Annotated in this window: 16 protein-coding genes, 1 pseudogene and 1 riboswitch; of the genes and pseudogenes, 5 read left to right on the forward strand and 12 right to left on the reverse strand. The window is 71.5% G+C overall.

The features are described from left to right. Positions 1–2 precede the first annotated feature (2 nt). Positions 3–210: riboswitch (cobalamin riboswitch) on the reverse strand. Between the two features lie 168 nt (positions 211–378). Continuing rightward, positions 379–1,611, forward strand: a complete 1,233-nt coding sequence (locus ADK41_RS12000; RefSeq protein ID WP_037803912.1) for an MFS transporter — start codon at positions 379–381, stop codon at positions 1,609–1,611. A 2-nt stretch (positions 1,612–1,613) separates the two neighbouring features. Here ADK41_RS12000 and ADK41_RS12005 read toward each other — a convergent pair whose 3' ends face one another. Beyond that, entirely contained in the window at positions 1,614–3,236 is a 1,623-nt protein-coding gene (locus ADK41_RS12005; RefSeq protein WP_199822372.1) for a family 43 glycosylhydrolase, read from the reverse strand. A 272-nt stretch (positions 3,237–3,508) separates the two neighbouring features. Between ADK41_RS12005 and ADK41_RS12010 the strand changes: the two genes are divergently transcribed. Next, positions 3,509–3,877, forward strand: coding sequence for a hypothetical protein (locus tag ADK41_RS12010; protein ID WP_063756505.1), 369 nt, complete (start codon positions 3,509–3,511; stop codon positions 3,875–3,877). Positions 3,878–3,880: 3 nt separating this feature from the next. Continuing rightward, the gene (locus ADK41_RS44050; protein ID WP_078661897.1) at positions 3,881–4,390 is read left to right on the forward strand and encodes a hypothetical protein; all 510 of its coding nucleotides are present in this window, start codon (positions 3,881–3,883) and stop codon (positions 4,388–4,390) included. 33 nt (positions 4,391–4,423) lie between these two features. Here ADK41_RS44050 and ADK41_RS12020 read toward each other — a convergent pair. The 6 genes and pseudogenes from ADK41_RS12020 to ADK41_RS43070 all read right to left on the reverse strand — a co-directional run. Beyond that, a pseudogene (locus tag ADK41_RS12020) lies at positions 4,424–5,293 on the reverse strand (IS701 family transposase); the annotation flags it as partial. A gap of 444 nt (positions 5,294–5,737) precedes the next feature. Further along, entirely contained in the window at positions 5,738–6,118 is a 381-nt protein-coding gene (locus tag ADK41_RS12025; RefSeq protein WP_051843102.1) for a hypothetical protein, read from the reverse strand. 369 nt (positions 6,119–6,487) lie between these two features. Further along, positions 6,488–6,907, reverse strand: a complete 420-nt coding sequence (locus ADK41_RS12030) for a hypothetical protein (protein WP_030824145.1) — start codon at positions 6,905–6,907, stop codon at positions 6,488–6,490. A 10-nt stretch (positions 6,908–6,917) separates the two neighbouring features. Further along, the gene (locus tag ADK41_RS12035; protein ID WP_420706751.1) at positions 6,918–11,837 is read right to left on the reverse strand and encodes a DUF6531 domain-containing protein; all 4,920 of its coding nucleotides are present in this window, start codon (positions 11,835–11,837) and stop codon (positions 6,918–6,920) included. Positions 11,838–12,565: 728 nt separating this feature from the next. Continuing rightward, entirely contained in the window at positions 12,566–12,694 is a 129-nt protein-coding gene (locus ADK41_RS43895) for a hypothetical protein (RefSeq protein WP_267883141.1), read from the reverse strand. Between the two features lie 150 nt (positions 12,695–12,844). Next, positions 12,845–13,024 (reverse strand): hypothetical protein, encoded by a 180-nt coding sequence (locus tag ADK41_RS43070; RefSeq protein ID WP_051843103.1) that lies wholly within the window; start codon positions 13,022–13,024, stop codon positions 12,845–12,847. 474 nt (positions 13,025–13,498) lie between these two features. Between ADK41_RS43070 and ADK41_RS12045 the strand changes: the two genes are divergently transcribed. Both ADK41_RS12045 and ADK41_RS12050 read left to right on the forward strand, forming a co-directional pair. Further along, positions 13,499–14,107, forward strand: a complete 609-nt coding sequence (locus tag ADK41_RS12045) for a hypothetical protein (protein ID WP_030824153.1) — start codon at positions 13,499–13,501, stop codon at positions 14,105–14,107. Between the two features lie 210 nt (positions 14,108–14,317). Further along, positions 14,318–15,010 (forward strand): phosphatase PAP2 family protein, encoded by a 693-nt coding sequence (locus ADK41_RS12050; protein WP_051843104.1) that lies wholly within the window; start codon positions 14,318–14,320, stop codon positions 15,008–15,010. Between the two features lie 12 nt (positions 15,011–15,022). Here ADK41_RS12050 and ADK41_RS12055 read toward each other — a convergent pair whose 3' ends face one another. The 5 genes from ADK41_RS12055 to ADK41_RS12075 are packed head-to-tail and all read right to left on the reverse strand — an operon-like array spanning position 15,023 to position 20,348. Then, positions 15,023–16,351 (reverse strand): glutamate-1-semialdehyde 2,1-aminomutase, encoded by a 1,329-nt coding sequence (locus tag ADK41_RS12055; protein ID WP_037803939.1) that lies wholly within the window; start codon positions 16,349–16,351, stop codon positions 15,023–15,025. A gap of 13 nt (positions 16,352–16,364) precedes the next feature. Beyond that, entirely contained in the window at positions 16,365–16,916 is a 552-nt protein-coding gene (gene rfbC / locus ADK41_RS12060) for a dTDP-4-dehydrorhamnose 3,5-epimerase (RefSeq protein ID WP_030824162.1), read from the reverse strand. Further along, entirely contained in the window at positions 16,913–18,121 is a 1,209-nt protein-coding gene (locus tag ADK41_RS12065) for a polysaccharide pyruvyl transferase family protein (protein ID WP_030824163.1), read from the reverse strand. Before ADK41_RS12065 ends, rfbC begins: the two co-directional genes overlap by 4 nt. Beyond that, positions 18,118–19,065: a glycosyltransferase family 2 protein gene (locus ADK41_RS12070; protein WP_030824165.1), complete on the reverse strand. Its 948-nt coding sequence runs from the start codon at positions 19,063–19,065 to the stop codon at positions 18,118–18,120. Before ADK41_RS12070 ends, ADK41_RS12065 begins: the two co-directional genes overlap by 4 nt. Then, positions 19,062–20,348 (reverse strand): membrane protein, encoded by a 1,287-nt coding sequence (locus ADK41_RS12075; RefSeq protein ID WP_030824169.1) that lies wholly within the window; start codon positions 20,346–20,348, stop codon positions 19,062–19,064. Before ADK41_RS12075 ends, ADK41_RS12070 begins: the two co-directional genes overlap by 4 nt.

Below are 20,348 nucleotides of genomic sequence, written 5' to 3' on the forward strand. Positions count from 1 at the left end.
GTGCGGACGATCGGTCGCCAGCAGGTCTTCGGACTCGGGATCACCCCGGCGGGACGCCTTCCCGGACCCGGCCGTGACCGTCGTCCAGTGGCTGCTGCCCCGCCCGTCACCCTCACCGCTGCGCGTCAGTTCCGGACTCCCACCGGATTCCCTGACCCGTGCACGCGTACGGCCGCGTTCACGAGTTCGACTGGCGTCCGGAAGCTACCACAGCCCCGCTCATACGGCCCGAAGCGCCCGTCGCGGGCTTCCGGGCGCACGCGTCCGCCGGTCACGGCGAGCAGCCCTCCCTTCGGCCCCGACCACCCCCGCGCCACCGGTCGCCGCGGGCCGCCCGGCCCGCTGGACAACGACTCCGCCCTGGCGGAGGCTTCCTGAATGATCGATTCCGCCGTGCGCCGACGCCGTAGAGCGCTCTTCGTCTTCTTCCTGATATCCGGCCTGTCGATGTCCTCGTGGGTCACCCGCACCCCGGACGTGCGGGACCGGCTCGGCGCCTCCACCGGCGAGATGGGCCTCGTCCTCTTCGGGCTGTCCGTCGGCTCCATGCTCGGCATCCTCGGCTCCGGCCCCCTGGTCTCCCGCTTCGGACCACGGCCCGTCATCGGCGTCGGCACCACCCTGATCGTGCTGAGCATGCTCCTGATCGGCCTCGGCGCCACCACCTCCTCGGCCCCCGCCGTCACCGCCGGTCTGTTCCTCTTCGGCGCCGGAGCGGGCGGCAGCGAAGTCGCCATCAACGTCGACGGCGCCGAGGTCGAGCGCCTCACCCGGCGCACCGTGCTGCCCACGCTGCACGGCTTCTTCAGCCTCGGCACCGTCATCGGCGCCGGCGTCGGCATCGCGTGCACCGCCGCCTCCGTACCCGTGCCCTGGCACCTCGCCGCCGTCGCGCTCATCTGCGCCGCCCTCTTCGCCCACGCCTACCGGGCCGTCCCCGCCGGGACTGGCGGAGCACGGGACGTCCCGGAGCACGCCGGGGGCGGGGAGAGGGGGCGGCGGCCGGTGGTGTGGAAGGACCGGCGCCTGCTGCTGATCGGCGGCATCGTCCTGACCATGGCCCTGGCGGAGGGAGCAGCCAACGACTGGCTGCCGCTGCTCATGGTCGACGGACACGGCATAGACCCCGCTCTCGGCTCCGCCGTGTACGCGGGCTTCGCCGCCGCCATGGCGATCGGCCGTTTCGGCGGCGGATTCTTCATCGACCGCTTCGGCCGTGCCCCCGTCGTCCGCGCCAGCGCCCTCTCCGCCGCACTCGGGCTCGCCGTCGTCGTCTTCGTCGACGTGCCCCTCGTCGCCGGAGCGGCCGTGTTCTTCTGGGGCCTCGGCGCCTCGCTCGGCTTCCCCCTCGCCCTCTCCGCGGCCGGCGACTCCGGACCCGACTCGACGGCCCGCGTGAGCCTGGTCGCGACGATCGGCTACGTCGCGTTCCTCGTGGGTCCCCCCGGACTGGGCTTCCTCGGCGACCACTACGGCCTGCGCGCCGCGATGACCGCCGTCCTCGTCCTCGTCGCCGTGGCGATCCTCCTCGCCCCGGCCGTCGGCACCCGCCCCGCGACGCCGGCCCACCGCCTCCCCGAGCAGCGGCAGGCGCCGGCGGACGCACCCTGACGTCAACCGAGCGCGCGCCAGGTCGCCTCGTCGAAGTCGGCGGGCAGGCCGCCCCCGGTGAGGTCCCAGGCCCACAGGCCGGCGAACGCGCCGGTGAAGCCGAGGGCCCGGATCCGGCCGTCCTCGAACTCCTCGGCGTGCTCGTCGGACAGGACGGTGGCGTCGAGGGGCGGTCCGAGGGGGCGCCAGTCGTCGCCGGTGGCGTAGCGGAAACGCAGGACGGACCCCCGCAGGTCGAAGCCGAGACGCAGCCGGCGGACCTCGCCGAGGGGCACTTCGCCGGCTTCGTCCACGCTCAGCGCGCCGCGGTCGCAGCCGGCCGCGCGCAGCACCGTCCGTCCTTCGTCGTCCGCCGTGACATGCAGGAAGTACCAGTTGCGCGTGTTGTAGTACGCGGTGATCCCGGCCAGGTGCTGGAAGGACCGCGGCCGGTACTCCATCGTCGCCTCGAAGGAGCCGTCCGTGGACGTCATCCGGCGGCCCACCAGGCTGGGACCGGTCAGGCTCTGCGGCGAGCGGCCGCCGTGCAGCCGCAGATGGGACGGGCGGGCGGTGAGGGAGACCCAGTCGGGGGCCGCGGGGCGACGCAGTGTGGACCACTGCGGCCCGAGCACCGGCCCGTCGAAGCCGTCCGGCTCGTCGGCCCCGCTCCGCGTCATCACCCCGTCCTCGTCGGCGGGCCGTTCGGGGGCGGGGACCTCCAGGGCGGGCAGGCCGGTGGGGACGCGCGGCCATCCGTCGTCGGTCCAGGTGACGGGCGCCAGCGCGGTCTCACGGCCGAGCACGCACGGGCCCCGGCGGCCGTGGGGCCGCGCGACGAGGTACGCCAGGTACCACCGGCCCCCGCCCGTCTCGATCAGGCTGCCGTGTCCCGCCTTCTGCAGCGGCAGGTCCGGGCGGTGCCGGGCGGTGATCAGCGGGCCGTGCGGGTCGCGTGCGTAGGGACCGGCCAGCGTGCGGGAGCGGGCGACGGTGACCTGGTGGTCGTAGCCCGTGCCGCCGTCCGCGGTCAGCAGGTGGTACCAGCCGGCGTGCCGGTAGAGGTTGGGGCCCTCGATCCACCCGGCCCGCGGCGGCAGCACGATCCGCACCGGGTCCCCGACCAGCCGGCGCGCGGACCGGTCGTAACGGGTCGCCTCCAGGCCGGCCGAGCCGCCGTGCCCCGGCCGCCAGTCGTGGACCAGGTTCAGCAGCCAGCTGTCGGGGCCGTCGTGGAAGAGGGACGCGTCGAAGCCCCGCGCGTGCAGCAACACGGGATCGGACCAGGGGCCCTGGATCGACGGGGCCGTGGTGAGGAGGTTGGGGCAGTCGGTGAAACCTCCCGCATAGGTGGAGACGTTGCTGTGGACCAGGTGGAACAGCCCGTCCGCGTAGGAGAGGTTCGGCGCCCACACTCCGCCGGAGTCCGGGCAGCCGGTGAGGTCGAGCAGGCGCGTGGTGTCCAGGGCGCCGCCCAGCGGTCGCCAGTTCACCAGGTCGCGGGAGTGGTGCAGCCGTACGCCGGGGTGCCACTCGAACGTCGAGGTCGCCAGGTAGAAGTCGTCACCCACGCGCAGCGCGGACGGATCCGGGTGCGACCCCGGGAGGACCGGATTACGGATGATCCGGGCAGGTGGTTGCCGCATGCGCCTCGTGTGCCTCTCGAACCCTGGACGACCGCACCGTGAGAGCGCGGACCGTGAGAGCACGGACCGTAATGTCGAACGCGCTTGCGTTCAAGTGGTGGAGGCGACGGTACGGCGCCACCCGCGACCAGGTCCGCCGCGTCGGCCGACGGGCCACGGCCGCCCGCCCGCCCGTTCGTGCGTACGCCGGGGCCGAGGGAGAACCGTCACCCCGGTCCCGCGCGTCATGGCCTGCGGTCTCATCCGTCGTCTTCCGGGACGGGGGAGGGGGCGTGGAGCAGCCCGGGACGGCGTTGGCCGAGCGGATCGCCGAGCGGATCGCCGAGCGGCGGGCGGGGGCCGGCGACCCCCGGGCGCTGGTCGGCGAGACGCGCAGGACGGTCCTGCCGGTCCCGTCCGTCGACGGGCGCCTGTGGAGCGCGCGTTCGGGCGGGGTGCGGTGGGTGTGCGCCTTCACGGACGAGGCGGCGCCGGCCCGGTTCGCGCTTCACCACGGGTCCGGGGAGCGGCCGGTGGAGTACGCCGCGCTGCCGGGCGCGCGCCTCGTGGACGAGATCGTGCCGGGCCCGGGCGAACCCGCGGGCCTCGCCGTGACCGCCCCTGCTCTTCGAGGCGCCGGAAAGACCCTCCAGGAGAAGTGAGCAATGCCCGATCCCACCCCCGCGGCCAGAGGCCTCGGCCGGGCGATCGACGGCGCCGACAGCCGGCAGGTCAACGAAGCCGCCCGTGAGTTCGTCGAGAAGCTCACCTTCACGACGGCCGACGAGATCCTGGCCATGCTCCGGGACGTCCTCGCCGAGGACTGGACGGCTCTGCCGCCCTGGGCCAGGAACCTCGCCTACCGCCTGGCCTGCCTGCGACGCTCCGGGGACCCGCACCTGCTCCGGGAGGCGGCCGCGGACCTGCTGTCCTTCGGACCCGACTGGGACACGTTCGCCTGGCGCATCGAGAACCAGCTCCACCACGTCCGCGACCGCACCTTCCACGAGGACGCCTCGCACATCCGCACCCGCCACCTGCCCCGCGTCATGGCCGGCCTGCGCAACCTCGCCATCGGCATCCACCGCCAGGACGGTCACACCAACATCGCCGCCGCCCTCCGCCGCACCGCCCGAAACCACCAGCGGCCCCTCACCACCCTCGGACCGACCTGACGAACCCGGACACAAGATCACTTCTCAAAGACCCTGGGCCAGGACCCACCGGTCGTGCGTGGGCTGTTCGCCGTCGAAGTCGTAGACGGCCGGCAGCTTCGCCGCGGCCCAGTCGTAGACGCGCGGCCCCTTCGCTCCATCACCGCAGGAATGACGTTCCCATGCTTCGTCCGGCGCCTGGGCGATGACGAGATCGATCCGGCCCAGCGCAGGGACGGGCTGGGACTTCGGGACGGCCAAGACGTAACCGACGCCGGCTTCCTCCAGCATCCGCCGCCATTCCTGGCCATAGGCCGAGTCCGCGGTCACCCAGGCGATGGGCAGTGGCGAGGCCAGGGCCCGCTGGATCATGGCTTTGGCCAGGTTGCCCTTGGTCGCGAAGTCACGGTCGTCGGGTATCTTCGCCGCCTCGCAGCGGTCCCGGTCCGCAGTCCAGGACTTCGGCAGATACAGCTCCCGGTCCACCAGCGCTCGTCCGTGCCGGGAAGCGTAGGCGGCGAAGACCCCGATCTGACAGTTCTCCGTGCGGCCGGCAGTCCCCGAGTACTGCCGCTGGACGCCGGCCGAGACCGTCCCCTTCTTCAGGAAGCCGGTGTCGTCGATGATCAGCACACCGCCCGGCTCCCCAAGCTTCTGGGCGACATACTCCTGCAGGTCATCACGCACCTCGTCAGGACTCCAGCGCGCACGGTTCAGCAGATTCTGCAAGCCCGCAGGGGTGCGGTGGCCTACGTACTCGGCCGGCTGCCAGCTGTTCTTCCGGCCCACCGGGCCGAGCAGACCATTCAGATAGGCCCTCATCTGCCGGCGTAGGTCCACCCGCCCGAACCGGTGACCGACCCGAACGAGCACCTCTTCCAGTTCCGCCGACCAGACGTCGGGCCGTACATCCTGCGTGACAATCACAACGGGCTGCCGCGGTGGCGGTTACGAACTTCCGGCACCAGGCGCCACGGCAGCCGAATAGACCCAAGAAGGCGCCTCTGACCAGCAGAGATAGCGAACTGCAACTGGAGTACTAGCGTGCTCGGACTGTCCGTCGAGGAGTATCACGTCTCCCTTCACGTTCGCCACGACGAACGAGTATGGTCAGCCGGGGATGACCTGGGAAGCCGTCTTCGCTCGGCCGTAGACGTGACAGAACAGGCGGTCCGGCGAGCACGGCGCGTCGTGCACGATGCGGTCAGCGATCACGCGGTCCTTGTCGCTGTGACGCCTTTCGGGATGCGCCTACTTCGCAAGTGCCCGGCTCGGCGCAGTCGGGAAGCAGGGGCGGGAAGTGACAATCTTCGGCCAAGGTGGTCACTAACCGCTGTCTTCTGATCCAAGATCGGATAATTCGGTTGCTCAGCCCTGTGTGCGGAGAGACATGAAAAAGTCGTCGATATCCATGATCTCTTCGTCTGTGAGGGAGGGTGCGTGCCAATCCGTTCTCCCTCCGTGTTCCATGAACGCGGAAGGAAGGCGTGTGCCGTAAGTTTCCACGTACTCGGCTGTGTCGCGACGCCAGTAGTAGGTGCCGTCACTGTGAAGGGCGGATCCGCCCATGACCGAGAATTTCTGATCCACGACGTCCTCAGTGTGTCCCATGAGAGCGATGATCACGGGTGCCGTTCTCAGATATTCCGCTGCACGTGCGCGTTCGTGCAGGGGCATCTGACCGGAGAGTTCCTTGATCTCCTTCGCGTTGCGGCTGAAGTGGGACTGGCCGGAGATGCTGCCGAACAAGCCGAGGGGGGACTTGACGCATGCGATGTCCTCCTGGTCGGACTGTTGGCGGTGGTGAATGTGGTCACGTTAGCGCACGCGGGGGTGCCCGGAACCCGGTTCCGGGCACCCCCGCCGGGCTACTGCCGGGCTGTTCCGGGCCGGTTCACTTCGGGTCGCCCAGGCTGCCCTCAGGCCATTCACGGACCTTTCCGGTCCGTGGATCGAGGTCCACCTGATGACCGCTCGCGTTCCTCACTTCCACGCCACCGAGAGCGTCGGAAAGTTCGTCCGCGGCCTTGCAGGTGCCGTGGCAGGTAACCAGCTGGATGGGACCGCCGTCGGATCGCGGCCTTTCCGTAGGTGTCGGAGGCCACGATCCGACGCGGATCAATCGGCCAGGGTCAGTTCTCCAGCCGTTTCGATGCCTGCCGTCCGTGCTGCCGCGCGGCAGAACTCCTCGGGCGGGCAGTAATGGTGCGCCGTCATGTAGTGGATCACCAGGTTCGGCGCCGCGTAGCGCGTGCCGTCGGCTCCCTGCACCCGAATCTCCGCCGATCCGAGCCACACCTCGGTGTCCCCGGCGGGGCCGCCGAGGACGACGGGACGGTCGATGCCACAGAACTCACAGTGGTGGACGCCGCGCATCTGGTTGTCGTAGGCGGCGCTGAGGATCTTCAACGCGTCCACTACGCGCTCATCCACGACTCCCGTGCGGTAGCCGTGCTCCGGCGCCAGCCAGCCGACGTTGAGCATCTCCTGGTCCGACTCGTCGTAGGAGTAACGGGTCAGGTCGGGGTAGTAGGTCATGCGTCGCTCCTCAACGACGGGGGTCGCAGTGCTTCCGGCAGATTGCCAGGTGTACCGGGCCCATGTTGGGTTTGAGGATCTCACTGAGCAGCGTGTCCTTGCTCACCGTGATCGAGCCGTTCATCATCCTGAGGTCGTGGCCCGGAGCCACGGTGTAGTCGGGAAGTGTCTTACCGGGACCGACGATCTCTGTGGGCTTGATCTTCTTTCCCTGTTCGACTGCGAGTCCGACGGACTGGCGAAGACCCAAGCCGTCCTCCACGTAGAAGTAGCCCCAGGTGCCGCTTGGCATCTGCGTGTCGCCGGTGCCACGGACGTACCAGCCGTGACCTGCGATCACGGCTTGGCCGTCAGGACGTCCACCGGGGAGTCGTTCGGCGGCCGGGCCGACACCCTTGCCGTGCGTGGGGATGTCGTGCCCGCGTACCTCGGGCGCCACAGCCGCCCGGCGCCAGCCGGTGAGGCCGCCGATGCCTACGAGGGCGATCTGCTGGGTGAGTTCCTCGGCGGTTTCGGCGTACAGGTCTGCGAGGGCGTCGCAGCCCTGCTGGCGGAGCATGTATTCGGCGCGGTAGAGGCGGTAGGCGGGGCGGACGGGGAGGTACTTGTCGACGAAGGCGCCGGCTCCGCCGTTCTGGCCGGTGAACGCGTCGTAGGCGTCTCCGAGGAAGACGAAGGGGGACTTCAAGCCCTCGACGAAGCCGTCGCCGAAGATGCGCGCCGCCTCGCCGAGGCTGTCGACGCGGTCGTTGTCGGGGTCTTCGGGGGTCAGTCCGCTGGGGTCGGTGAGGAGGGTGGGGACGTTGTCGGCGTAGGCGTAGGGGGAGATGTACGGGGTTGACTGGGCGCGGGTGGCGGGGTCGGGGCGGGTGAAGCGGCCGGTGGTGGTGTTGTACTGGCGGGCGTGGAGGTCGAGGTTGCCGGTGGTGGTCTCGTAGCGGGCGCCGGTGTAGGAGGGAGGGCTGGCGGGGGCGCCGCCGGTGGTGGTGCCCAGGACCCGGGTGCCGAAGGGGTCGTAGGCCCAGCGCTGGTAGAGGGCGCCGGTGCTGTTGGTGACGTCGACCGGTGAGCCCTGGGTGTCGTGGTGGTAGTAGAAGAGCGCCCCTGTGCCGGTCTTGGCGGAGGTGGGCTGGCCGAGGGGGTCGTAGCGGAAGGACTGCTTGATGGTCCAGGCGCTGTCGTATTCGGTGGCCAGGATCGGCAGCGGTGCGTTGGGGTCCCACTGGGTGCGGTGGGTGACCGTGCCGTCCTTGAGGGTGGCGACCTGGTTGCCGCTGGCGTCGTGGTCGTAGGTGTAGGCGGTGCCCGCGACGGTGGCGGCGGAGATCTGCCCGGCCAGGTCGTAGGTGTAGGTGTCGGTGCCCTTCTTGGTCTGGTTGCCTTCGGCGTCGTAGTCGTAGGCGGTGGTCGTGGTGCCGGTGGTGGTGGAGGTGAGTTGGTCGGCCGCGTCGTAGGTGTAGCTGGTGGAGGTGGTGCCGAGGGTGGAGGTCAGACGGTTGCCGACCTTGTCGTAGGTGTAGGACGTGGCGCGGCTGGCGGCGCAGCCGGCGACCCAGGGCTGCGGGAAGCAGCCGGAGGTGAGGCGGCCTGCGGTGTCGTAGGTGAGGTCGTAGCCGGTCGTGCCGACGCCCGCGCGGGTGATGTCGACGTGGGTGGGCAGGCCCGCGGCGGAGAGGGTGTGCGCGGTCTTGGTGACCGTGGTGCCGGCCTTGGTGGAGGTGACGGCGGTGAGGCGGCCGGCCCGGTCGTAGGCGCGGTCCTCGGTCTCGGTGTTGGGCAGCGCGGACCTGGTGAGGTTGCCGGCCGGGTCCCAGGAGTAGGTGGTGGTCTTACCGTCGGCCAGCATGGTGGCGGTGCGGCCGTCGTTGTCGTAGGCGTAGGTGATCGTGTTGCCGTCGGAGTACTTGCGGGTGAGCATCTGCCCGGCGGCGTCGTAGGTGTAGGCGAAGCCGCGGGTCTTGGTGAGGTTGCCGACCGCGTCGTAGACGAAGTCCTCGGAGATCTTCGAATTGGCGCGGGCGGTCAGCTGTCCGGCGTCGTCGTAGCCGAACGTCGCATCGGGGGTGGCGTCGGAGTAGTCGACCTTGGTGAGCAGGCCGCGCGGGTCGTAGGTGTAGCCGGTGGACCCGCGGGGTGTGGTCTTCTTGGTGAGGTTGCCGGCGGTGTCGTAGGCGTAGGTGGTCTCCCGCTTCAGCGGGTCGGTGACCGAGGTGAGGCGGCGGGCCGCGTCGTAGCCGTACGTGGTGACGTGCCCGTCGGCGTCGGTGCGCTCGGTGATGTTGCCGGCCTTGTCGTGGCCGTACCTGGTGACCGCCCCGCCCGGAGCGGTGACTTCGGTCAGCCGGTCCAGCTTGTCGTATCCGTAGGCGGTGGCGCGTTTGTCGGCGTCCGTCTGCTTGACGACGTTGTCCACGGCGTCATAGGCGGTGGTGGTCACGCCGCCGAGCGGGTCGGTGACCGTGGTGGGGTTGCCGGCCGGGTCGTAGCCGTAGGTGGTCGTGTACGGGGCCGGGTCGGCGCCGGTGGCGTTGCCGCGCGGGTCGACCGCGGTGGCCCGGCGGCCGTCGCCGTCGTAGGTCCAGCTCTCCTTGTGGCCGAGCGGGGAGGTGCGGCTGAGCAGGTTGCCGTCGGCGTCGTAGGCGTAGGAGGTGGTCTTGCCCAGTTGATTGGTGCTGCTGGTCAGCCGGTTGTTCTTGTCGTAGACGGAGGCGACCGTCTCGCCTGCGGCGTCGGTGACCTTGGTGACGTTGTCGTTGGCGTCGTAGGTATGGCCGGTGGTGTGGTCCAGCGGGTCGGTGACCGTGAGGGGCCGGTTGACGGCGTCGTAGGTCGTGGTGGTGGACGCGCCGGTCGGGCCGGTGACTCTCGTGGTGTTGCCCGCCGCGTCGTAGGTGTAGCTCGTGGTGTGGGCGGCGGGGTCGGCGCCGGTGACGTTGCCGCGCGGCGAGACGCTGCTCAGCAGGCGTCCCACCTTGTCGTAGGTGTAGGTGGTCTTGCCGCCGGTCGCGTCGGTCTGGGAGGCCAGGCGTCCGCTCGCGTCGTAGGTGCGGGTGACGAAGTTGCCGGACGGGTCGGTGGTCCGGGTCAGGTGCCCGGCGTCGTCGTAGGCGAACGTGGTGGTGTCGCCCGCCGGGTTCCTGGCCGACGTCAGTTGCTCGGCCCCGTTGTACTCGTAGGTCGTGGTGCGGCCCAGCGGATCGGTGGCCGAGCTGAGCAGGCCGCGGCCGTCGTAGGCGTACGTCGTGGTGTGGGCGGCCGGGTCGGCGCCGGTGACGTTGCCGCGCGGGTCCGTCTTCGTCAGAATCCGGCCGGCCTTGTCATAGGTGAACGTCGTCTTCTCACCCAGCGGCGTGGTGACCGACGTCCGGTTGCCGGCCGCGTCGTAGCCGTAGACGGTGACCTTGCCGCGCGGTGTCGTCACAGTCTCCAGCGCACCGAGCGGGGTGTACGTGTAAGCGGTCTTACCGCCCAACGGGTCCGTGGTGGACGTCAGCTGGTTCGACGTGTTGTAGGTGTACGTCGTCTTGTTCTTGCGGCCGTCGGTGTGACTGGTGATGTTGCCCGCACCGTCGTAGGTCCAGCTCTCCACGTAACCGAGCGCGGACGGGGCGCTGCGGGTGAGCATCCGCCCGGCGCTGTCGTACGTCATCTCCGTGGTGTTGCCGCGCTGGTCGGTGATGGCGACGGGTCGCAGATGGCGGTCGTAGTCGTAGGCGATGCTCTTGCCGTACGGGTCGATGGTCTCCATCAGGACGTTGCCGGCGTACACGTCGGTCCATACGCCGCTGTCCGGCGCGGTGGTGTGCGACTCGCTCTTGCCGTCCCAGGTGAACGTGGTGGTCTTGTCGTTCTGGTCGGTCTGGGACTTGATGCGGCCCGCGGTGTCGTAGAAGTTGGTGACCTTGCCGCCCGCCGGGTCGGTGTAGGAGGACAGCCGCTTGTTCGCGTCGTAGGCGTACGACGACGTCCGGTCGGCTGGGTCGGTCACCGAGGTGAGCAGACCGCCGGTGTAGCCGTACGACACCGACGTGCCGTCGGGCAGGTTCACTTTGGACAGCAGCCCGTCGGCACCGGGCGTGAAGGTGGTGGTGCGGCCGGCGGCGTCCTTGACGGAGGCGAGCGTGCCGGACGCGTACGTCAGGGTCAGTCCTTTGCCGGCTCTGTCGACCACGGATGTGAGCCGGCCGCCGCTGTTGAATGTCCGCTTTGTGTGGTCCGGCGTGGTGATCGTGTAGGTGCTCGCGCCCTTGACCAGCTTGGCCGCAGAACCTGCCGGGGCGGCGTACGTGCCGTCATTGTTCTGTGTGAAGACGAACGACGCCCCGTCGTCCGTCCGGTAGGTCACCTTTCCCGTCGCCACGGTCAGCTTGGCGTCGAACGGCGTCGCCCAGCCGCGCCCCAACAGGCCGACGGCACTTGAGTCGGAGCGGTAGGTGCGCTCCAGGGTCAGAGGTACACCGGGGCTCACCAGGGAGGCGTCGGTGAGCTGTTCGAAGAACATGCCGGTGGCCGTGTTGACCGGGTCGGCGCGGTGCGCCTGTGCGTAGCAGGTACAGATTCCCGCCTGCGCACCGGGGATCACCGGCGTGTAGAACGCCTCCACCAGTGGCGAGGTGGTGCCGCCCGGACTCGACGTCCCGTCGGCGCTGTTGAGGAAGACCCAGGCGTAGTACTCCTTGCCGTCCTCGAGAATTCCGCCCAGCGCGTTGCCGGCCCACCAGAAACACTGGTCCGTGGGGTAGGAGTTGCTCGCCCACCAGTCGTAGCACCAGGCCCCGGTGTCCGGGGTGTCGCCGCTGGGATCGTCCGTGGTCTTCTTGATCTCCTGCTGCACGACGGGGGAGCCGCCCTCATCCAGGACGTACAGCCACATCCCGGTGTATGAGTCTCCCCGCTTGGGCAGCTTCACCTGCCCGCCGATCGACAACATGCCCGGGTACGCGGTGGCCCAGGATGACACCCAGGTCGGGTCGGGCGGGCATTCGGCGCCGTCCGCCTCGAACACGGTCTCCGGAGTCGGCCTGCCGTCGATCCTTTCCGAGGCCTCGTCTTCGAGGTCGAAGCGGGCCGAGAAGAAAGAACTCTCCGGCAGGCCGACATTCGACAGGAGGTGCGCCGCATCGCTTCGTATGCGGCTGCCGACAGAACGAGGGAAGTATGTGACGCAGGCAAGGCCGAAGCTGTCGACCACCCGGCGCGGTGTGGTGCTGGTCAACAATTCCGTTTTTCCTGCTGAGGGCTCGTCTCGTTACGCAGTCCGTTCGATGTCAGGAGCAGCCGCACTGAGCGATCCCGTCATGGTCCCGGAGTCATGGACGGGGGCGATCACGCATGTCTGTTCTGTCGACTGCCGAGGGTGAACCCGCGATGCCGTAAAGGTCGGCCGGCCCCGGCGCCAGTTCCACGATGTCCGTCCTTTGGCCTCGGTGAAGGCGTTCGGCGTGGCGAGGTGGGCATGGCGCCGTCCACCAGCGGTGCCGGACCGCTTCGGGTGCGGCGTCACGCGTGACGGAGTGGTCGTTTACCGCGACGAAGAACAGGGCCCAGGACACGACGCTGTCGCCGGCGCGCTGGGCGCCGACGTCGAGTGGGAAGCCCTCGCAGGTCACCTGGGGGCCGAGGCAGGGCTTCGGCGTGGTGTGACGTCGTCCGTTCTGATCATGCGAGGGCGAGGGCGAGGGCGAGGGCGAGGGCGAGGGCGAGGGCGAGGGCGAGGGCGAGGGGCCGGGGTCGGTCCCGGGCCGCCCGTCGGAGGCCGGGAGCGGGTGATCTCGTCGGTCCTCTCACCGACGTCCCGGGCCAGGGCCAGTGCGTTCACAGGGGCGCAGGCGGCCGGGAGGCGGATCCTCCGTCCCTTCGCGCGGGCCGCACCCGCAGCGACTTCCCGTCGACCGCGAGCCCTCGCAGCCCTTGTCCCCTGGTCCGCCCGTCCGCGAGTCAGGCTCCGACCGCCCGGTCCAAGGCGTCCGCGCCGACTCCGGCGAGCACGCGCCGGATCGTGGATCTCGCGGGCCGGGGCCGTTTCGGGACCAGTGGGTCGACGGCCGTGCCGAGCCGTTCGAGCAGGGATCGCGCTCCGGCGAGGACCGCGCGGGCCGTCCGTGCCAGGAGCGTCACGAGAGGGTGCCGTACTCCCCGCGGATCCCGCGGATCCGGAACCTGCGCGCGGCGTTCCAGCAGATCCGGGAGATCGCTTTCGCGCTCCGTCCGGATGGTGCCGGTGAGGTCTCCGTCGGCGCGTCGCCGGGCCGTCCGGTTGGTTTCCGCTGCGCTCTTCGAGATGCGCGACGAATGGACCGCCTTGCCTCGCCGGCACCTTCCCGAAGGTGATATGGGCGATATCTGCCCTCAAATCTCTTTTGGTTCCTCCGTGCTACCGACGCACCGAAATGCAATCGCCAGTTGATCCCCAACGCCGCGCCGAGGGATACTACCCGGCGGATGCGTGTTCCCGGCCGAGTGGCACTCGCCTCAATATCCTCCCGCGCAGGTCGTCGGAGGCCATTTGCCCAAAGATTCCTGGGCAGTTGACCTCAGGGTTTCGTGGTAACGTCCTCGCTCGGAGGGACAGTGCAACCTGAAAGGGAAATCGTGAACACGGAGAAGATCGCCGCTCGCCGCCTCTCGCTGGAAGAGGTGACGAAGCTCGGCGTGAAGGACAGGGTCTTCGTTTCCGCCGACACGGCAGAACTCAAACTTCCCGACTGCTATGTCCCTGCTTTTCTGACCAGGCCCGGTGAGGATTTCGAGGGCGGCTCGATCACGGCGAGGACCGTATTCCAGGAAGAGGTCTCCTGCCTCCCCGACGACGAGAACGAAGCCGGAATCCACGTGGCCGACGAGAACGGCCCGGTGACCATCGAGGTCCTCCAGTCCGCCGGTGTCGTGCTGGACCTGGCGCTTTTCGTCCCTGGTGGGGACAAGGGGTCCCTCACGGCCCTTTACGCCGCGGTCCGGCAGGCGTTCGGCGCCGACGTCGTGCAGATCTGGCGCCAGGGCCTCAAGGAGGTTCCCGACGTGAAGGTCGACATCTTCGAGGAGCAGGTTCCCCGGGGGCGCAAGGGGAGCGACAGCCCCAAGCGTGACCGTCGCGCGATCGACACCTACCCCACCCGTGCGGACTTCATCGAGTTCTCCACGGGGTGGAAGCCGGTCGTCGAGATTCACCGGCCGGTCGTCGACGACACCCCGACCATCTGAGGCGGCGTCACCTCTCGTCCGCTCGACACCCGGGGCGTCCCGCACGGCGGCGAGGCGTCCGACACCGCCGCCCCGCTCGTCGCCGAGCCGGCGGTCGACGCCGTTCCGCGGAGACCGGTCGGGGCGCGGTTCTCGTGGAGGCGCTCGCCGGCGCGGGTGAGTTGTCCACAGGGCGGGGCATCCGCCGGGCGCGGCGGCGATGATGGACCGATGGTGGAAGATCTGATCCGGCCCACCCGTGGTGGGCGTCCGGCCGGTCGTCCGGCGCCCGCGGTGCTGCCTCCGTCGCTGCGCGCGTGGCTCGGGCCGGTCGCGGTCCTCGCCGCGCTGGTGGTCGCCGTGCTCGGGGCCGTGTACGCCGGCGACGGCGAGCCCGGCGGGGTGGATGCGCGGATCGCGGTGGACGGGGTGGGGCCGTCGTGGCGGCACACCGCCCTGGCCACGGACTTCCTGGGGGAGCCCGGGGGAGCGGCGGTGCTGGCCGGGGCGGCCGTGACGGGCTGCCTGCTGCTCCGGTGGGCCCGCGCGGCGGTGCTCGTCGTGGCCGGCCCCGGCTTGGCCGTGATGGCGACGACGCTGCTCAAGCCGCTGGTGGGACGGACCATCCACGGCGACGACAACCTGTCCTACCCGAGCGGGCACACCGCCTTCCTCACCGCCCTCGCCCTCGTGGTGGCGCTGCTCGTGACCGGCCGGCTCGGCCTCGGCAGGACGGCCGGCCTGTCACTCGTGCTCGGCGCGGCACTCGTCGCGGGCGCCGCGATGGGCTGGGCGCAGGTCGCCCTGGGCGCGCACTACCCGACCGACGTCCTCGGCGGCTGGTGCACCGCGCTGGCGGTGGCACCGGCGGCCGCGTGGCTGGTCGACCGGGTGGCCGACACCCTTCGGGAGCGGCGCTCCTGACCTCACGTCATGTCACGCCAGGCGGCGGAAGACCGGCTTCACCGGGCGGCCGCCCAGCCACGGGGTGGGATCCCCGGCGTCCAGCGCCTTGCGGTACACCGCACACGCCTGGGCCACCACGTCGACGGTGTGCTCGATGTCCGCGTCGTCGAGCGCGCCGCTCACCACGAACGACGGGGCCAGCACCCCGCCCGCGAGGAGCCGGCGCAGGAACAGGGTGCGGTACTCCTGCGACGGCCGCCCGTCCCCGTCGAGGGTGGCGAAGACCAGGTTGCTGGCCCGGCCCCGGACGACGACGTGGTCGCCGACGCCCATGCCGGCCGCGGCCTCGCGGACACCGGCGGCCAGTTGCTCGCCGAGGGCGTGCAGCCGCGCGGTGACGCCCTCCTCGACGTAGGTGGTCTGCACGGCCATCGCGGCGGCCAGGGAGTGGGTCTCCGCGCCGTGCGTGGTGGACAGCAGGAAGACCCGCTCGCCGGAGTGGCGCAGGCCGCCCCGCTCCAGCAGCTCGCGGCGTCCGGCCAGCGCGGAGACGGCGAACCCGTTGCCCAGCGCCTTGCCGAACGTGGAGAGGTCGGGGACGACGCCGTACAGGCCCTGGGCGCCCGCCTCGGACCAGCGGAAGCCGGTGATCATCTCGTCGAAGACCAGGACGCAGCCGTGCCGGTCGGCCAGGGCGCGCAGGCCGGCGAGGTAGCCGGGCGGCGGCTCGGTGTGGGTGGCGGGTTCCAGGATCAGGCAGGCGACCTCGCCCTCGTACCGGGTGAGCAGCTCCTCCGTGGCGGCCAGGTCGCCGTAGGGGAACGCCACGGTGAGGTCGGTGGTCGCCGCCGGGACGCCGGCGGACATCGGCGTGGTGCCGATGAACCAGTCGTCGACGGAGAAGAACGGGTGGTCGGCGCAGAGGGCCACCCGCGGGCGCCCGGTGGCGGCGCGGGCGAGGCGCACCGCGGCGGTGGTGGCGTCGGAGCCGTTCTTCGCGAACTTCACCATTTCGGCGGTCGGCACCGTGGCCAGGAAGCGTTCCGCGGCCTCGACCTCCACCACGGACGGCCGGACGAAGTTGCCGCCGCGGTCCAGTTCCCGCCGCACCGCCTCGGTCACGCGCGGGTGGGCGTGGCCGAGGCTGACCGACCGCAGGCCGGAGCCGTACTCGACGTAGCGGTTGCCGTCGACGTCCCACACATGGGCGCCGCGGCCGTGGCTGATGACCGGGGCCAAGCCCTCGGGGTACTGGTCGTCGCCCTTGGCGTAGGTGTGCGCGCCGCCGGGGATCATGGCGTGCAGGCGCTCGTTCGCCTCCCGCGAGCGGGGCAGCGCGAACTCTTCGGTCTCTTCGATGGTCACCGCGGCCTCACTTCTCCAGGTGCTTCAGGACCTCGGCGAGGCTCGGCGCCTCCCGGTCCCGCGGGGACGTCGACGTGACCGGCAGCGGCCAGTCGATGGCGAGCTCCTGGTCGTCGAAGCGGATCGTCACGTCCTCGGCCGGGTCGTGCGGGCGGTCGATCCGGTACGAGGTGTCGGCGGTCTCCGTCAGCGCCTGGAAGCCGTGCGCGCACCCCGCCGGGACGTAGAGGGTCGTCTGCGTGTCGCCGGACAGCTCGAAGGAGGCCCACCCCAGATAGGTCGGCGAGCCCGGCCGCAGGTCCACGACGACGTCGAAGATCCTCCCGTAGGAGCACCGCACCAGCTTCGCCTCGCCGGCGCCGGTCCGCAGGTGCAGGCCGCGCAGCACGCCGCGGACCGAGCGGGACAGGCTGTCCTGGACGAAGGCGTCCGGGTCGAGGCCCACCGAGCGGACCACGTCGGCGTCGAAGGTGCGGCAGAAGAAGCCGCGTTCGTCGGTGTGCGGCGTCGGTTCGAACAGGTACGCGCCGGCGATCGCCGGGACTTCGGTCGCCTTCAAGGTGTCTCCCGTACGGCGTGGGTGTGGTCGGTTGCCGGGAACAGGGCCGCCGTCAACGCGGTGAACTGGCGGTCGAGTTGCTCGGTGGTGAGGCGGTTGCGCTCGGTCAGGGTCCGCCGCAGCCCGGCGGACCGCTCCTCCAGCGCCCTGAACTGTTCGAGGAGCCGGTCGGCGTCGACCTCGCGGGCCGGGTGGCAGTAGGCGTCCAGGCCCATCCGGGTCATCAGCGCGTCGCTCTTCGCCGCGTAGCTGAGCGCGAGCGTCGGGGTGCCGGCCTTCAGCGCGCAGACCAGGTTGTGGTACCGGGTCGCCACCACGGCGTCGGCCGCCGCCGTCTCCTTCATCAGGTCGGCCAGCGAGGCCGCCCGGGAGGCGGTGACCAGCGGCGAGTCCACCGCGTCGAGGATCGTCCCGACCACCGCCGCGTCGCAGGCGTCGCCGGTGAGCAGCCGCACCGGCCTGCCCTCCTGGACCAGCGCGCGCACGAAACGGGTCACCCCGTCGAGGTAGCGCCGGTGGATCTCCTCGGACCGGGCGCGGTCGTCGTCGCCGCCGTGGAAGTCCATGACGCCGACGCAGACCAGGCCCGGGGAGGGGTGCGCGGGCGGGGCCGGCAGGGCGAACGCCAGGTCCGGGTGGACCTCGTCGCGCGTGGTGTCCACGCCCATCGCCCGCATCGCGTCGCGGGACAGGGCGTCCCGGTACGACCGGTGGGCCGCCAGCCGCGCCGACCAGCGCACCAGGGCCCGCGTGGGCCGGCTGCCGATCGGGGCGGCGCCGACGCCGACCAGCGCGACCTTGGTGCCGAGCAGCCTGCCGCTCGCGCAGAGCAGGAACAGCGCGTACGGGAAACCCCACGGCCGCAGCGGCAGCGTGGCCTCCAGGACGCCCATGCCCGGCACGATCACCACGTCGTGCCGGCGCACCCAGGCGGCGGTGCGGACGGCGTCGACGAGTTTGCCCAGCCCCTTCCCCGCGATCGCGCCCGCCCGCGACGCGGTCCGGTACTCCCCGCGGTACCAGTGCAGCCGCGTCGCGGGGATGCCGTACCGGGCGGTCACGACCTCGGGTCCGCCGCACAGCGCGTCCACGGCCGCCTCCGGGTGCGCGGCGCGCAGGTACCCGAGCACGGCCTCCAGCGACCCGTCGTTGCCGAGGTTGCCGGAGCCGAGCAGACCGAACACCCCGACGCGGGGGGCGGTCACGCCCGCCTCCCCTCACGGCCGGCGACGAGGGCGTCGACGGAGACGGCGAACCGGTCCGGGTCGACCGGGGCGCGGTCCTCGACCCGCTCGCCGGCGCCCGGCCGGACCCGGCTGGTCATCCACGCGGCCAGGTGGCGGTAGCACGCGCGCCGGTCGGCCGGGGACAGCGGCGCCCGCCGGATCGCCGAGACGAAGCCCCAGACGTACTCGGCGAGCAGCCGGGGCGTCGGGTGCAGCGGGCCGGCCCGGCGCGGGTCCAGGTTGACGCACCGGGAGCGCTTGGAGGGGTTCGCCCGCTCGGCGCGGGTGGGATGGTCGCGGCGGAAGTACAGCAGCTCCGGCACCTGGTGGAAGGGCCCGTGCAGGGTGATCTCGGCGACGAACGTGCGGTCCGCGTGGTGGTAGCTGTCGTGCGGCTTCACCCGGCGCAGCACGTCGGCCCGCATCACCCCGTAGAAGTCGTCGCCGCCGGGCTCGAACAGCAGGCTGCGGAAGCGCTCCGGCGCGTGCGGCGAGGCGGTGGCGAGCCCGTACGGGTAGGGGACCTTCACCCGGCCGTCGCCGTCGACGACCGCCTGGTCGGCGTGGGCGAGGATCACGTCGGGCCGCTCGTCCAGCGCCTGGACGCAGCGCCGCAGCAGGTCCCGGGCGTACAGGTCGTCGTGCGAGGCCCACTTGAACAGCTCGCCGCGGCACTCGGTGAACACGTGGTTGTGGTTCGGCGCGGCGCCGATGTTCCGGGGCAGCCGGATGTACCGGATGCGGGAGTCCCGCGCGGCGTACTTCCGGCAGATGTCCCGGGTCCCGTCCGTGGAGGCGTTGTCGGAGACGACCAGCTCGAAGTCCTCGTAGGTCTGGCCCAGCAGGGCGTCGAACGACTCGGCCAGGTACTCCTCGCCGTTGTACACGGGCAGGCCGATGCTCAGCCTGGGTTGCGCGGTCATGGCGTCCTCACTTCACGGATGGTGTTCTGGTGGTGCTCGCGCAGGGCGGACCGCAGCTGCAGCCACCACACGGCGGAGCCGCAGACGGTCGCGGCGGCGACGCCCCAGGCCGAGCCGGCCGTGTCGGCCACGACCGCCCCGCCGAGCCCGCCGGTGACGTAACAGGCGGAGGCGATCAGCTGGCTGCGCAGGCTGCGCCGGGCCGCGCCGAGCGCGCGCAGCCCGGCCGCCGCGCCGGTGCCGAGGCCGGCGCCCGCGACGCCGAGCGTGACCGGCACGACGAGCTCCGCGGCGGCGCCCCAGACGCCGCCGAGCACGGCTTCGCCGAGCCGGTCCGGCACCAGCAGCAGGGCCCCGCCCCACAGCAGGGCGGCGACGGCCTGTCCGCCGCCGAGCAGGAGGCAGAACCCGCCGAGCCGGTGCGGGTCCCGCCGCAGCACCCGCGCCGCCTCCGCGACGGTGACCAGCGACAGCCCCATCAGCAGCGCGAGGAACGGGCCGAGCAGCAGCTCGGCCCCCCGGATCACCCCCACCGCGCCGACCCCGACGATCACGCCGAGCCCGTACGCCCGCAGCTGGCTCGCGCCGCTGTTGCTGACGTTCTCGACCAGGTACCGGTAGCCGAGGTCGCGGTGCTCGCGCACCCACGCGCGCGCTCCGGACAGCCGGGGCCGGATGCCGGACTGGAGGCAGCCGTACGCCGCGGCCACCGCGGCGGACCCGCCCCAGGCGAGCACGAAGGCGGACACGCTGCCCACGCGGGCCGCGACCACCAGGGCCGGGACGAGCGCGACGCCCCACACGACGTCGTTGACGAACGCCTTCCGCCCGGTGCCGGCGGCGAAGAACGCGAACCGCCAGGCGTCCTGCAGCAGCAGCCCCGGCAGGACGACGCCGAGGCAGGCGAACGCGGTCCCCACCCGGCCGCCGAGGGCGAGACCGGCCACCACGGACGCCGCGCCGAGGGCGGCGCCGGCGCCGAGCGCGGCCCCCGACGAGCGGGCCACCGCCCCGCGCCAGGACGCGTCCGGCACGCCGCTGAAGCGCACCACCAGCGGGTCGGTGGCCACGCCGCGGGAGACGTTGAGCACCACGCCGTAGGTCACCCAGGCGAGGCTGAACACGCCGAACGCGGTCACCCCCAGCGAGCGGGCCACGTAGACGCCCACCACGAAGTTGCTCATGCTGGAGGCCGCCTGGTCGGCCAGTCCCCAGGACAGCCGCCCGAGGACGCCCCGCCGGGCGGACCCGGCCGGTGTCGTCGTCTCCCCCTCGGTGGTCAC

It is taken from the genome of Streptomyces caelestis (genome assembly GCF_001279005.1).
Lineage (GTDB): Bacteria > Actinomycetota > Actinomycetes > Streptomycetales > Streptomycetaceae > Streptomyces > Streptomyces heliomycini.

Excerpts from the sequence above, each read along its gene's own strand:
- ADK41_RS12030 (WP_030824145.1), bottom strand. The coding sequence starts at position 6,907 with ATGACCTACTACCCCGACCTGACCCGTTACTCCTACGACGAGTCGGAC.
- ADK41_RS12005 (WP_199822372.1), bottom strand. The coding sequence starts at position 3,236 with ATGCGGCAACCACCTGCCCGGATCATCCGTAATCCGGTCCTCCCGGGG.
- ADK41_RS12050 (WP_051843104.1), top strand. The coding sequence starts at position 14,318 with ATGGTGGAAGATCTGATCCGGCCCACCCGTGGTGGGCGTCCGGCCGGT.
- ADK41_RS12000 (WP_037803912.1), top strand. The coding sequence starts at position 379 with ATGATCGATTCCGCCGTGCGCCGACGCCGTAGAGCGCTCTTCGTCTTC.
- ADK41_RS12035 (WP_420706751.1), bottom strand. The coding sequence starts at position 11,837 with ATGTTGTCGATCGGCGGGCAGGTGAAGCTGCCCAAGCGGGGAGACTCA.
- ADK41_RS44050 (WP_078661897.1), top strand. The coding sequence starts at position 3,881 with ATGCCCGATCCCACCCCCGCGGCCAGAGGCCTCGGCCGGGCGATCGAC.
- ADK41_RS12070 (WP_030824165.1), bottom strand. The coding sequence starts at position 19,065 with ATGACCGCGCAACCCAGGCTGAGCATCGGCCTGCCCGTGTACAACGGC.